The following is a 14,717-nucleotide window of genomic DNA, read 5'->3' as shown; positions in this document are numbered from 1 at the left end:
TGTTCCTTGAAAGCGGATACATCGTTTTTATTAGTGAAACGCTGTTTTGTAAAGTCTGAAAGACGTATTCAAAATAGCTAGTTGAACTAATCCCGCTTTTCGGCGGGATCTATGGTTTAATATCTCGACCCTTGGGTCGATTTTCAGGATCCAGGGCTTGCCCTGGGGTTTAATACCTTTTATTCTTTAGTTACATAAGACAAAAAATAGAAATCCATGTATTTTTATTAATAGCTATCTGTAGTTATTTTTTTATAAATGTGGTCGTCAATGTTCCTGAATCAGTGCTTATTTTTAACAAGTATATCCCAGTATTTAAAGAAGATATATTTACTTCATTATTTTGAAAATCTACTTGAATTTCTCTTCCTAGCATATCATATACTTTCATATCACGTATTTCCGAAGGATTTGATAATTGAACCGTAATGATATTTTTACTTGGGTTAGGATACACAAGGACTTCATTTTGCTCAAAGCTATCCGTATTTAATAGTTCTCTACTTCTAAAGGCTAGGGTAAAGCGATCTGCTTGAATACCTTTGCTAGTGACTAGTGTGTAATCTTCGTCAGTTAAATTAGTCTCCGTATTAAGTAGGTGATCTACTAAGAAAACAGGTGTATTTTCTATGGACTCTCCTTCTAATCGATCAATACTAATTGTGTAGTTTTCTTCTCTGTCTATTATCGTAGACATTCCTAATGGAATCTCCATTTGGTCGTTAAATATTTCTCTTCCTTGAATCGCTAGGTATGCTCCTTGTAGATTAGAAAATAAAGAAATAGATGTGGCTAGTCGCTTACTGTCATATCCTTTGTCATAGTCGGCAGTAGCATTGGGTGTAAAACCTATAGCAGCTTGTACACTTCTTTCAAATGAGGAAGACCTAAGGCTTAGCCATATTTTGTCAACATTAGAAGTAGAATTAACTGTTCTAAAATCATCATTATTTCCAGTGACTCGCAGGCTATTTGTAAATACAACAGGCGTGTTACTTGCCATTTCTGCCTGATCTGCTTTGATTCCAAATCCTTGTCCAGATGCCATGTATTGTCCAGGAGCAGTGCCTCCGTTTACCGCAGCAGTACCCATCATTGCGTTACGTATAGAAATATCGTTCATAGAGAAATTACTTGTTCCTGGGCCAGGGAGTTCAGCTACTGGGTTTGTAATATGTTCCCAATAATATACTTCATTTACAGCATCATTAGCTGTTATAAATGCAGTTACATCTATTGCAGATGCATATGGATTTCCTAGAATATTATAATTATTTATGGTAGCAGGACCATTATAATTAATGGGTATTGAGACCGTTCCAGAATTTAGTGTTCCTTTCATATATTCAAGATCATACGTGTCTGGCGATACAGAAGCGTCAGGCTGAGGAAAAACAAGTAACCCTATTCCTGCTGTTGGTAACGCTGTACTTCCTGTATATGGTAATAAGAAATCATTATTATCATCTAAGAAGATTTCTGCATCTGTAAATTCAGGAAATTCTGTTAAATCAATAGCAAAAGGCACAAAATTACTTGGAATGATACCAAAAACAGCTCTAGACATTCCATACACTCCATCTCTCGTTTCTGAGCTCATAGGGCTACTCATCGCTACAAAATTACGAGCAGCGATTGTAGGGGTTGTTTTTTGTATGATAATAGTACCATTATTTGTTGTTATGGCATCTTCTCCCACTTGAACAAAGCTTCCTTCGTGCTCAACAATTATAGAATTATCAGTATCTACAACCACATTGCCTTGAACCGATACAAAGGTTCCTGTAGGAACTGTAAGTGTACTTGTACCAGAAACAGTAAGTGTACAAACATCTAAATTTCCATGAGTCATTGTGTTATATGTCCCATTTAGTACCGCAGTATCTGTATTTCCAGGTGCGCCAGATGGGGACCATTCACTACCATTCCAGGTTTTTGTAATTCCCGTACAACTATTTTCAATAGATACACCCCACATACCACGGCCAAAAGTTCCAATGTAGAGTATGTTATCTGTATAATTTATTTCCAAATCATCTACCCTAACATTAGGCAATCCTGATCCAATTTTTGCCCAAGTAGCGCCCACTGTATTTTCTATAAAGTAAGGGCCTAATTCTGTCCCTAAATAAAGGGTTTCTGTTGTTTTGTGTACAATAACTTTTTTCATAATAATATTAGGAAGTCCCGTACTTATATTTGTCCAAGTTGAACCATTATCTGTAGACCTATACACTTTATTCCCCGCATTATACCCACTTACAGTTGCATAAACCGTATTAGAATTGGGTACAGCAGCAAAGCTATTAAAGATTTGTCCTGACGGAGGTGTTATTGTAGTCCAAGTAGCACCATCATTAACAGTACGCTTAGCAGTTGTCACTGGCTCCTGTAAAGTCCCAGAATTTCCAATTGTGAAGATTCTTATTGATGAAGCATTTTCAGTAACATCTATAAATTTAGTTTGAATGAGTCCTGTATTAAATGGTGTCCAGTTAATACCTCTATCTGTGGATTTTGTTATAGTACCATAGCAGGCATAAATCGTGGGAGCATCTGTAGGGTGTACTGATATAGGAGAAACAAATGCAGCTGTACCGTCACTTTTGGCAGTCAATATCTCATCAGATTGATCATGACCATCAGCAAAGCCTAAATTTGCATAATTTAGACCACCGTTGGTTCCACCAAGATATCGCTGGTTTGAGTCAGAAATATCAATACCAGCAGAAGTGCCATCACCAGCAATTGCAGAAAGCCAATTTCTTGCATTAGTACCTCCTATTTGTAAGATTTTTGAAAAACCGTCATTATCTTGGTTTGCCATCATAAAGTTATCCCCATTTGCCTCTTGGGTCACTGCTATATTATAAGGTTGTGTAATTACCAACGTATTTGAAAGGTCTGCCCAGGGTGTAGCTGGATGTATTTCTGTTGTACTAAAAGGTCCTTTATGGACACCTCCATCGTGTCCATTTAATACCGTCTCACCGTCTGCTAAAAAAGATACGTGATGATGGTCTGCATGTACATAAAAGCTATCAAATAACCCCGAAGTTTCATCTTCATAAGCATCCATAAAAATAGTAAAAGTAGCACCTCCATCTGTAGATTTATAACCATTTACACCTGCCACTATTATATTATTTTCATTTGTAGGTGAAACAGTAATACATTGGTTATAACCTCCTTGTGTATTAAACCCTGTTATAGGTGTTGAACTTATTAAATCTGCTGCAGTATTATCAAAAGCATATCTGTACTTTCTGAATGTTGCTTGTTCGGTGATTGTACTGCCGTCTCTTTGATCTTCAAGAATACCATAGAAAAAATCTGGGTCATTTGCAGAGCTCGTAATTTTCAATTTTTGTTGACCACTTCCTAGACCTTGTATCGTATCATGCATATTAAAAGTTGCACCGCCGTCTGTAGAAAAATATAATGCACCAAAAGCATCAGAAACGACAACCTTCATAGCATCATTAGGATCAAAAACTATCGTTTGAAAATTTTCTGTGAATGGGTCAAAAGGATACATAACAGACATGTCAGTCCAAGTAGCACCAGCATCTGTAGTTCTTTTTACCTCTGTATTAGTGAGGGCAAAAATAGTCGTTGAACTACCTGGAGCAAAAGCAATATCCTTGATATACTCATTTACATCTAAAGAAAAGGTTAGACCTGTAGGATTCCAAGAATCACCACCATCTGTAGATTTAAAAAGACCAATAGATGAAATGTGTTGTGCATTTTCGTCTCCAGTAGCCATATAAATAATATTAGTATTGGATGGATCAACTAATATGTCTGTTACTCCTAATCCTGCAAGAAAATCAGATTTTGGTGTCCAAAGCGCTCCATTATTTGTAGTCTTCCAGATACCACCTGCTGCAGAACCTGCATACATAATATTGGTATTCGTAGGGTCTTCTGCAATTACATTAACCCTCCCTTTTCCAGGATACCCCACATAACCATTTGGTACCGGCCTATCTACTGGCCCTACTTGGGTCCAAGTGTTTGTAGCCGACCTGTTTTGAAACTGAGTTTCCATCAATATATTAATATACGTTTCTTTAGATACACGTTCATTTGAAGCTTTAGGAAAAGAACCATCTGCATTTATTTTATCTTGCCATACATAAGCCCAGCGTTCAAATTGTTTCATTGCTTTGTTATTTGCCTTAATGGTAAGATCCATTGCAGCAAACTCAGCTCTTTTTTGAGCTACAATTTCATAAAAGTTAGCACTTTCATCTGTAACTTTAGATTTGTAATTTCCGTTTTTGGTAGATTGTGCTACACCTAAAGCTGAAAAACACAAAATGCAAACAAGAGCTAAATGTTTAAATTGGAGGTAAATTAATTTCATAATAAAGTGTTAAAATTATTTTATATGGCAAAAGTATTTTATTTTTAAAAGTTGATGGAATGGAAGGACGTTAAATTTCAATTTAAAACACTACGCAAATACTACGCGAACACGACCTAGCCTTTTATTTGCTATTATTTTACAGTTTTAATATTGATTTTTACTGCTTTGTATCTATTTAAAGTTTAAATAATTTTTTTAATGAAATATATCTGTACGTGTTTATTATTGTTTCAAATAGTTATAGCGTTCACTCAAACCCAACATGATTACAAGAGATTTATTGATTCTGCGGATATTGCTTTGAGCGAGGATGCTCAGAAAGCATTACTGTTTCTAGATAGTATTCCTACTCCTTTAAATGAACAAATACGCGGGAGTATTGGGCAGTATTATTTTTTGCAGGGTATTGCTTATGATCGCACACGACAAGATTCAAAATTATTTCAATCTTATATATTGTCTGTAAGATATGCTGAAGAAGAAAAAGATTTTGATACAGCTGCTGACGCAAGTTTAGAACTGTTTTCAAATATGTTTTTTCTAAAAAAAGATACTTCTGCATATACCTATTTAGAAAAAGCTAAAAATTTCTATACACTTTCAAATAACACTATAGGCTTATTAGAAGTTGAGCTAATGCATGCTTATGTCGCTTTCACTGAAAAGCGTTATGAAAAGAGTAATCAACTTATTTTAGAAAATTTAGACCTGTATCGGAATATTAAGGATGATGCTTATTATTATTTGCTTGCTAACTATATGCTTTCATCTAACTATATACATTTGAATGATCTTACAAATGCTCATACGTACTTAAAGCAATTTCACAACTTAAAATCTAACTCTACAATTGATTCATATAACTATAATACGTATGCAGTAAGTCTTACTATTTGTATGTCAAAATTACACTTAGACAAAAAGCAAATAGATTCAACGCTATATTATCTTTCTGTTGCTAGTAAATCTCGCAATTTTATGGACGTTCCATCTACTAGAAAATATTTTTCATTCTCTACTGAAGCTTATAAACAGGTAAGAGACTATGATAAAAGTAAAACATACTTAGATTCCCTTCAGCAGCTTCAAGAGGAAGTATTAGATAATACGGTAAGTGCAAGTTTAGAACTGAATACTGTATTATTAAATTCTGAAGAAACACTCAGAGATGAGATACAGAAAAAACGTGAAAGTCAAAATTGGATACTTGTACTGGTTTTAGTTTTAGTGATACTCATAGCCCTGTTTATTTTTAGATATCAAAAGTTCAAATCACGATTGAAGAATTTCTCTCTTAAGAAAGAAAATTTTTTTCAACTTGAAACAAAACATGAGAAACTCAAAGTTAGGAGACAAGAACTAGAGCATTACATAACAGATATTAGGGATAAGGTGAGGCAGATAGCTTCTATAGAGGATTATGATGCACAAAAAAATAAAATTAGAGACTTGTCTAGAACAATTAATGCAGAAGCCTCAAATCTGACTAATAGTGAAGAGAATCATATTACTATTTTAAAACAGCTAAATCTATCTTTTTTCGAGAAAATTAAAAAAGACCACCCAAGTCTTACAGACACAGAATTCCTAATATGCTATTACCTTAAATTAGAATTTAAAAATAAAGATATTGCATTTTTTCTTAATAGATCACTTCGGAGTATTGAGAGCCAGCGATATAGGATAAGTAAAAAAATGAATCTAGAAAACAGTAAAGTTTTAATTGATTATTTAAACACTCATTATTAGTATTCATTAGTGCGTTTTTAGACTCGCTTTTTTCTTTATTTTTAATTTGTTTTGTAAAGAGCCTTGTAAATTAAAAAGTAAGACGTCATCACGTGTCGCTATTTTTTCTTTATACATACGAGTTGCATTTATAAAATAAGTTCCAGGACATTTTAGATGAATTCTCTCTATACAAGCATACGAGGCATCAAATTCCAAAAAAAACAAATCCCAAATCCCAAAAAAGGCGGTGCATTTTAAATGGTAATAGGTATCATACACACACTATAAATTTAGAATTATATATAGGTTTGGTTTATGAAAGCCAAGATAAATAGAAAAACAACTTATTAGTGTACTGTTAGGTTGAGGTATCTTTCGTACTTCGACAAGTGTCACACTGATCTTGCCGAAGTGCTCAGCATAAACTTCTGCGTCATGATGTTCCTTGAAAGCATATACTACCAAAATACCAACACCAACTTCCATTCCTACACTTAGTGCTTCCGCAACACTCCATCCAAAGCACGTATCACCATATCCACATTTTCTTTGGTAAAACAAAGCGCAGGTTTTGTTTTTAGCACATTATTGTAAGGACCATCGGTGCTTATGAGAATATGTTGATTTCGTAATTCATTTTTAATACGATCGGCTAAAGCTGTATTCGGTTTTAAGGTGTTGTCATGCACAATTTCAATCCCTAAAAAGAGACCAGAACCTCTCACATCGCCAATACAACTGTATGTTTTCTTCAGTTTTTGAAGACAGGATTTATAATAATCACCTATTATTTTTGCATTCTCTTGTAGATTTTCTTCTTCTATCACATCGAGTACTGCAGTCGCAATCGCACAAGAAACGGGATTCCCGCCAAAGGAACTAAAAAACTCAACCCCTTTGTCAAAAGAGGCAGCTATTTCTTGGGTACAAATGACAGCTCCCATCGGGTGTCCATTGGCAATCGGTTTTCCCATTATCACAATATCTGGAATCACTTGATGTGCTTCATATCCCCAATAGTGATCTCCTAAACGTCCAAAACCCGTTTGAACCTCGTCACTGATACAAACACCTCCTTGTGCTCTAATGGCTTTGTAAACAACGTCTAAATAGCCTTCTGCTAAAGGAATCTGACCAGCGCATCCTACCACAGGCTCTGTGATAAATGCTGCAACAGGATCCGTGGTGTTTTGTATTTGTGCCACCGCTTCTTGCCCGTATATCTGTCCTGCATTTTTATGTTCAGCGGTATATTTTCCTTTATAGGTGTCGGGAATTGGAGTTTTAATGATGTACTCTTTTTGTCCTTGTCCTTTTGGGTTATTGAATTTATAATCACTGATGTCAATAGAGGTTTGTGTATTGCCGTGATAGCCTGATTCCATCACCATAATTTTTTCAAATCCAGTATGTGCTTTTGCCAGCCGAATAGCTAAATCACTAGCGGCACTTCCTGAGTTGATAAAGAAGACTTTGCTTAATGATTCGGGAAATTTTGCGACTAACCGTGCTGCATATTCGGGTAATTGGTCATAAAGATATCGTGTATTTGTATTTAGTTTTGCCATTTGCCGTTGTCCAGCCTCTACAACTTGAGGATGCGAATGTCCTACGTGCGGGATATTATTGTAGGCATCTAAAAACGTATTCCCATACGCATCATACATATATTGAAAAGCAGACCGAACCATATATATAGGTCGATGATAGCTTGTGGATACGATAGCACTGATATGTTGGTTTCTTTGGTGCACAGCTTCATTTATAGATATCGGTTTTTCTATGGCGAAGCCAACAGCTTTTCTAAATGTATTCTCCGCATAAATTGGATTAATTTTTAGTAAACGGTACAGCATTTTCCAAGCGTTTACTTCACTTACGGAAGCATACGTATTTGTAGAATCTGCTTTTTTTGCATGGGCAGAGTTGCAAACACTGATGCATAGTCGTGCAGCAATGAGGTAATATAAAACGCTAACTTCTTTTTCTTCTAGCGGAAGTATACGATGATAACTTTCTAAAATAATACATGCCCAAGGAATTGGATCTTCTTTATCATAACAGGCATAAGTGATGGCTACGGCTAATTCGTTGATAAGATATGAATAAGCGATATCACCAAAATCAATGATACCAGAAACCTGATCATCTTTTACGAGTAGATTCCACTCATTGGCATCATTATGAATTACTTGCTTTCTTAACGTTTGTGAGATAGGTTGTACGATCTCTTTGTATTGTTGAAAAAAGTAACGGACAAGATTCCGATCCTTAGCATTTGCAATATCATCGATATAGCTAGCATTCAATTCTAACGATGCAATATCCCATTCCCATGTTCTAGACTTAATGGTATAATTGGTAAATTTTTGAAGGGAAAGGTCTAGTTTGGCAAGAAAAGTTCCTAAGGATTTATAGCTTGTTTTTGACGGTGTAACATCACCCCAAAACGTACCTTCAAGAAAGGATAACATCCTACAGATTTTATTTTTTCCGTCAATGGTAAGTACTTTTATATAAGACGTATCTTTAAATGGGATCGGGGTTGGAAAAGTCTCTCCATTAACACGGAGAAGATGTAAAAGCGTTTTATTTTCTGCTTCAATCAAATCATAGATATCCTCTTTTTCAGGATATGTTTTGAAAATATACTTCTTCCCACTAGTTTTTATGAGGTAATTAGAATTGTCATAGCCATTTAGCTTCCCTATTTCTAATGCTTCTAGTCCAAATTCTATATGTAGCTTTTCTTTCATATCAGATGATTACCTCTTTTTTACTTGTTGGTTTGCATGAAATCTGGTTAAAACTAATGAAATTTCGTGTAAACTATTTTTTGGCTAGAAATATATTTTATGGCCATCAAAAATAGAATTCCTAGTAATACTATTCTTTAGTATTGTAAAGCTCTTTTATACGCTTTTGTACTCCGACTAGGTTCAGTATACACTTATTCCTCACTATGCTTTCGCGAAAGCGCACAACACCCCAAAACAGTCTTTAAATATCAGGGAGGATCTTTTTCTGTACACTGACTTTTATCATCTTTTTTAGGTGATAATTGATCTACTTTTAGGTAACAAATTAAACGTAACGATTATGAAAAAAAGAACACCTGTTTCAAGTATTATGACCAAAAACGTGGTAACACTGAATACAAAAGATACCCTCGAAATAGCTGAAAAGCTTTTTAAAGAAAATAACATACGGCATATTCCTGTGGTAAGTGGATCTCATATTATAGGGATGTTGAGTTATACCGATTTATTACGTATCAGCTTTGCCGATGCAGTGTTTGATGATGAACAAGAAGTAGATACTACGGTATATAATATGTTTTCTATAGAACAAGTAATGGCTAAAAATTTAGTAAGTGTCAACTCAGATACCACTATAAAAGAAGTAGCAGAGATACTTTCTAAAAAGGAATTTCACGCTTTACCTGTCGTTGATGAAGGAGAATTGATGGGTATTGTGACTACTACAGACCTGATCAATTATCATCTAGAACAATATTAAAATAAATGCTTACATCGACACTATAGATTGATGTAAGCATTTTTTATGCTCTTTTTTGAATGTTTACTTTCGTGAAATATTCAATGAGAGGTCTATGAATACGGAATAGTTTCTAAAACATGACAAATCGCCTCTAGACGTGCGGGTGATTTCTTATCCGCATCTATAATTACCCAAGGTGCGATTTGCGAATTTGTTTCTGCAAACATTCGTTGTTTATAGGTGGTGTATTGATCCCATAACTCTTGTGCTTTTTCGTCTACAGCCGTCATTTTCCATTGTTTTTTAGGATCTTTTTTTATTTGCTTAAAACGCTTTGCTTGTTCTTCTTTTGTAATAGAAAAATAGAATTTAATTAAGTATGTATCCGATTGTATCAGCATTTTTTCAAATTCGTTGACCTGCGACATAAAGATTTCATATTCATGCGTAGAACAAAATCCGTTTACGGGTTCTACTACAGCACGATTATACCAACTTCAATCAAAAAAAACAATCTCCCCCGGTTTGGGAAGCTGATTGATATATCGTTGAAAAAACCATTGTTTTCGCTCATCTTCTGTTGGGATGTTAAGTGCCACAATACGAAATTGACGCGGATTAATATATTCTGTAATTCTCCTGATTGCTCCTCCTTTTCCAGCGGCATCGCGTCCTTCAAATAGGATCACTATTTTTTTCTCTTTTTCAATGACCCAGTTTTGAAGCTTAATCAATTCCTCTTGCTTTTTACGAAGTGTGGTGATGTATTTTAATTCGGCCAATGTTTTTGGAATGTCTACCTTTTTATTTTTCAAAAGTGTTTCTAACCCTATTTTGGAATTGAGAAGGGTGATATCTTCTTTGGATAGTGTTGTAGTACTCATAGCTTTTTTTTAGATATCAATTTGAATAGCGCTGCGGTGGTATCGCATGATGACATTGGGATCGGGTAAGATGGAGGTTTTAGAAGTTCCCTTGCCCTTATAATCAAACAATGACAATACATAGCGCATGCTTTCTAATCGCGCTTGTTTTTTATTATTGGTTTTGACAATGATCCAAGGACTAAAATTAGTATGCGTTTTACTAAACATTTGCTCTTTGTAATGCGTGTATTGATCCCATAATTGTTGTCCTTGCATATCTACAGGACTAAACTTCCAACGTTTCAGCGGATTTTTCAATCTAGAATCAAAACGTTTTTTCTGTTCAGATTTTGAAATAGAAAACCAAAACTTTATAATCTTTAGGTTGTCTTCATAAAGCAAATGTTCAAATTCTGGTACTTGTACAATAAACTTCTCATACTGTTCTTTACTACAAAAATCCATAACGGGTTCCACTACAGCACGGTTGTACCAACTACGATCAAAAAAGACAATTTCTCCAGGATTCGGTAATGCTTTTATATATCGTCTAAAATACCATTGTCCTTTTTCAACCTCTGTTGGTTTTGTAAGTGCTACTACACGTGAGGCACGCGGATTGAGATGTTCTTTAAAACGTTTTATAGTTCCCCCTTTACCAGCAGCATCTCTACCTTCAAAAATGATGGCTACTCGAATTTTCTTCTCAGCAATATGTTTTTGAAGATTTACAAATTCCGCCTGCAACTCTAAAAGCTCGGCTTCATATCTGATTTTTTTTAAAGCTTTTGATATAAGAATCTTCTTTTTTTTAGCAATAGCAATAAGATCTTTTCTCGTTTTTGCTTGCGTAAGGTCTTCTGCGGTAAATTTCATGTACGATTATTAAGCATAATATGTACCCAAATGTAGTGCGTTCTTGTATGTTAAAAGATGATATTCATCAGTCTTTAGGAATACTCTTAAAATGATAGAATACGTATTTGATACTATCTGGTTACTTCTATATTTTGGATAGATCTGTACGCTTTCAACGAACATCTTGAGGTAGAAGTCTATACTGAGCCTGATTGAAGTACAAAAGCGTATATCAGAAATATCATTCTAAAACATATCAGATAATCCATTTTTGCATCTACCATTGTAGTTATATTTTTTATTTACTAGTAACAACTCAAAACCTAAATTATAAACTACTAAAAACCTTTAAGAACTATTGAAAAGAAATACTTTCTCAACATGGACAATATCATAAAAATTCTTTCAATCTGCTACACTCCTGCGACGACAGCAAATAACATACATTCAAATAGGTAGCTATCAAAGACAGTTAATAATATCCTATTGGAGTGGATTCGGTCTGTAACTAATAAAGACGGTCTAAGTTAAAAAGTAATCAAATAAAAACAGACTCGTCTTTTTTTACTAACTTTAAAGCAGCGTCTAACCTAGATAAAAAGCATTACGTTATGGCAACATATAATCTCAAAGTAAACGGTAAAAAACATCAAGTAGATGTCGAAGAGAGTACCCCATTGTTATGGGTATTACGCGACCATCTCGGGCTGGTAGGAACAAAATTTGGATGTGGAATCGCTCAGTGTGGCGCCTGTACCGTTCATATTGATGGGGATGCGGCTAGGTCTTGTATTACTCCCGTTTCTGTAGCTGCCGATTATGCCATAACGACCATTGAAGGTATTTCAGAAAATGGAGACCATCCAGTTCAGGAAGCTTGGCTGGAGCATGATGTCCCACAATGTGGATACTGTCAGGCAGGACAAATTATGAGCGCTACGGCCTTACTAAAGAAAAATTCTTCGCCTTCTGATTCAGATATAGATGATGCGATGAGCGGTAATATTTGTCGTTGTGGTACTTATACTCGTATCAAAAAAGCAATCAAAACAGCATCTAACCAAAACCTTAGCTAAGGAGTTTCACCTAAAAACAGTACAGATGAGCACAACAAAGAAAACATTAGGAAGACGTTCTTTTATCAAGAATGTATCCCTTGCCGGAGGAGGATTGGTTATAGGTTTTAATTATTTAGTCTCTTGTAAGGAAACTCCTGAAGCCAAGGCGCTGGGTATGGAAATGCCTAAGGAGTGGTTCGAACTCAACGGATTTTTAAAAATAGGCGATAATGGTGTAGTAACTATTATGTCCCCTAATCCAGAAATAGGTCAAAATGTCAAAACCTCGATGCCTATGCTCGTCGCCGAAGAGTTAGATGTAGATTGGGCAAATGTAATCGTAGAGCAGGCGCCTTTAAATACAGATATATTTACCCGTCAACTTGCAGGAGGGAGCCAGTCTATACGTGCAGGTTGGGAACCTTTACGTACCGCAGGAGCAACAGCAAGAGAAATGCTCAAGCAAGCTGCTGCCAATACTTGGCAAGTACCTGTAAGTGAAATAGAAACCAAAGAAGGATTCATCATTCATACGGCTAGTGATAAAAAAGTAGGTTTTGGAGAGATGGCATCTATCGCTGCAAAATTGGAAGTTCCAGAAAATGTAACCTTAAAAGAAAAGTCTAATTTTTCGATCATTGGGACTTCAAGGAAGAATGTAGATGGTAAAAAAATCGTAACAGGACAACCGTTATTTGGTTTGGACACCCAGCGTGAAGGAATGAAGATTGCGATGATAGTGCAACCTCCAGCCTTTGGAATGCAGCTCACATCTATTAATGATGCTGAAATAAAGCAAATGCCAGGCATTACAGACGTTTTAATTATTGATTCCTATACAGAAGACCAAAAACTGAGCTACTTTGATCAAGCCGCTTTTACAAAATTAGCGGTGGTTGTCGGAGATACTACTTGGCAAGTAATGCAAGCTAAAAAAGCTTTAAAAGCCGAATGGGAATTGGCACCAGAAATTTCTAGAGAGATGAATATTTTTGGTCGTACCTCAACAGTAAACCGTCCAGCGGGATTAGAAAATACCAGTGAGCATATTAAAATGATGCAAGAAATAGGTGTTGATAAAGCTACGCTTGCGCGAAAGGATGGAAATCCTGAAAAAGCGTTCAAAAATGCTGATAGAGTGATCGAACGCAGTTATTCGTGTCCGTTTCTCGCTCACAATACAATGGAACCAATGAATTTCTTCGCAAATGTGACAGAAAATCGTGCAGAACTTGAGGGACCTGTCCAAACTCCAGAAATCATGGAAAAGAGTGTTTCAGAACGTCTGGGCATTCCGTTAGAGAATATTGATATTATGATGACCAGGATGGGCGGTGGTTTTGGTCGTAGATTATATGGTCACTTCTTAGTAGAAGCGGCGGTGATTTCTAAAGAAATTAACGCGCCTGTAAAATTAGTCTACACACGTGAAGACGATATGACAAATGGAGTCTATCGTCCCGCATATCATGCCACTTATAAAGCAGCTCTTGATGCCAATAATAATCTGATAGGTTTTCATGTCATTGCAGGAGGAATCCCTGAAAGTCCGCTAGCAGCAAATCGCTTCCCAGCTGGAGCGATCGATAACTACCTTGCTGAAACATGGGAAGTTCCTTCAAACATTACAACAGGGGCTTTCAGAGCGCCACGCTCTAACTTTATTGCAGGTGCAGAGCAAAGTTTTCTAGATGAACTTGCCGAAGAAATGGGCAAAGATCCTATCGATTTAAGATTGGAACTTCTTGAAAAAGCTAAAAATAATCCCGTTGGAGAAAATAATGATTACGATGCGTCTCGTTATATAGGAGTTCTCGAATTGGTAAGAAAAACATCCAATTGGGATACGAGTACCTCAAAAAACCGTGGTGTTTCTGCCTATTTCTGTCATAATTCTTATGTCGCACAAGTCCTTGATCTTGAGATGAAAGGCAACCAGCCTAAAGTTAAGGATGTCTATTGCGCTGTAGATTGTGGTATTGTGGTAAATCCAGATGCGGCAACTAACCTCGTAGAAGGTGGTATCGTAGATGGCATAGGGCATGCGATGTACAGTGCCATTACGTTTAAGGAAGGAAAACCTGAACAAAAGAATTTTGATACCTATAGATTAATTCGTCATAATGAGGCGCCAGAAAAAATTGTAGTCGATTTCGTGCAAAGTGACACAGATCCAACAGGACTGGGCGAACCTCCTTTTCCACCTATCATGGGTGCCGTGGCAAATGCCTTGTACAAAGCGACAGGAAAGCGACACTATCATCAGCCATTTATGGCGAGCCAAGAACTTAAAGGATAATTATAAACGAGTTTACATCATAATCTTCC

The 14,717-nt window shown here is 35.9% G+C and carries 7 protein-coding genes and 1 pseudogene; 4 read left to right on the top strand and 4 right to left on the bottom strand.

Annotation, left to right across the window (positions count from 1 at the left end):
• Nucleotides 1-244: 244 nt before the first annotated feature.
• Nucleotides 245-4,372, bottom strand: coding sequence for a T9SS type A sorting domain-containing protein (locus Q0505_RS10180; RefSeq protein ID WP_299212405.1), 4,128 nt, complete (start codon nucleotides 4,370-4,372; stop codon nucleotides 245-247).
• Nucleotides 4,373-4,573: 201 nt separating this feature from the next.
• Here Q0505_RS10180 and Q0505_RS10175 point away from each other — a divergent pair, with 201 nt between their 5' ends.
• Nucleotides 4,574-6,124, top strand: coding sequence for a hypothetical protein (locus Q0505_RS10175; RefSeq protein ID WP_299212402.1), 1,551 nt, complete (start codon nucleotides 4,574-4,576; stop codon nucleotides 6,122-6,124).
• 476 nt (nucleotides 6,125-6,600) lie between these two features.
• On the opposite strand, the gene Q0505_RS10170 is transcribed toward Q0505_RS10175, so the two are convergent.
• Complete coding sequence (locus Q0505_RS10170; RefSeq protein WP_299212399.1) at nucleotides 6,601-8,862, bottom strand: aminotransferase class III-fold pyridoxal phosphate-dependent enzyme; 2,262 nt, start codon at nucleotides 8,860-8,862, stop codon at nucleotides 6,601-6,603.
• A 343-nt stretch (nucleotides 8,863-9,205) separates the two neighbouring features.
• On the opposite strand from Q0505_RS10170, the gene Q0505_RS10165 reads away from it, so the two are divergent.
• A complete protein-coding gene (locus Q0505_RS10165; protein ID WP_299212394.1) occupies nucleotides 9,206-9,625 on the top strand; it encodes a CBS domain-containing protein in 420 nt (139 codons plus the stop codon).
• Between the two features lie 92 nt (nucleotides 9,626-9,717).
• Here the strand turns inward: Q0505_RS10165 and ppk2 (Q0505_RS10160) are convergent.
• Together ppk2 (Q0505_RS10160) and ppk2 (Q0505_RS10155) are read right to left on the bottom strand one after the other, a co-directional pair.
• Nucleotides 9,718-10,491: pseudogene (gene ppk2, locus Q0505_RS10160) on the bottom strand (polyphosphate kinase 2).
• 9 nt (nucleotides 10,492-10,500) lie between these two features.
• Complete coding sequence (ppk2, locus tag Q0505_RS10155; RefSeq protein ID WP_299212391.1) at nucleotides 10,501-11,349, bottom strand: polyphosphate kinase 2; 849 nt, start codon at nucleotides 11,347-11,349, stop codon at nucleotides 10,501-10,503.
• 593 nt (nucleotides 11,350-11,942) lie between these two features.
• On the opposite strand from ppk2 (Q0505_RS10155), the gene Q0505_RS10150 reads away from it, so the two are divergent.
• Together Q0505_RS10150 and Q0505_RS10145 are read left to right on the top strand one after the other, a co-directional pair.
• Nucleotides 11,943-12,407, top strand: a complete 465-nt coding sequence (locus Q0505_RS10150; RefSeq protein WP_299212388.1) for a (2Fe-2S)-binding protein — start codon at nucleotides 11,943-11,945, stop codon at nucleotides 12,405-12,407.
• A gap of 25 nt (nucleotides 12,408-12,432) precedes the next feature.
• Nucleotides 12,433-14,688: a molybdopterin cofactor-binding domain-containing protein gene (locus Q0505_RS10145; RefSeq protein WP_299212385.1), complete on the top strand. Its 2,256-nt coding sequence runs from the start codon at nucleotides 12,433-12,435 to the stop codon at nucleotides 14,686-14,688.
• Nucleotides 14,689-14,717: the final 29 nt, after the last annotated feature.

Origin of the sequence: uncultured Dokdonia sp. (genome assembly GCF_937910895.1) — a bacterium.
In the GTDB taxonomy this organism is placed as follows: Bacteria; Bacteroidota; Bacteroidia; order Flavobacteriales; family Flavobacteriaceae; genus Dokdonia.
This window is presented reverse-complemented; position numbering and strand designations above follow the sequence as displayed.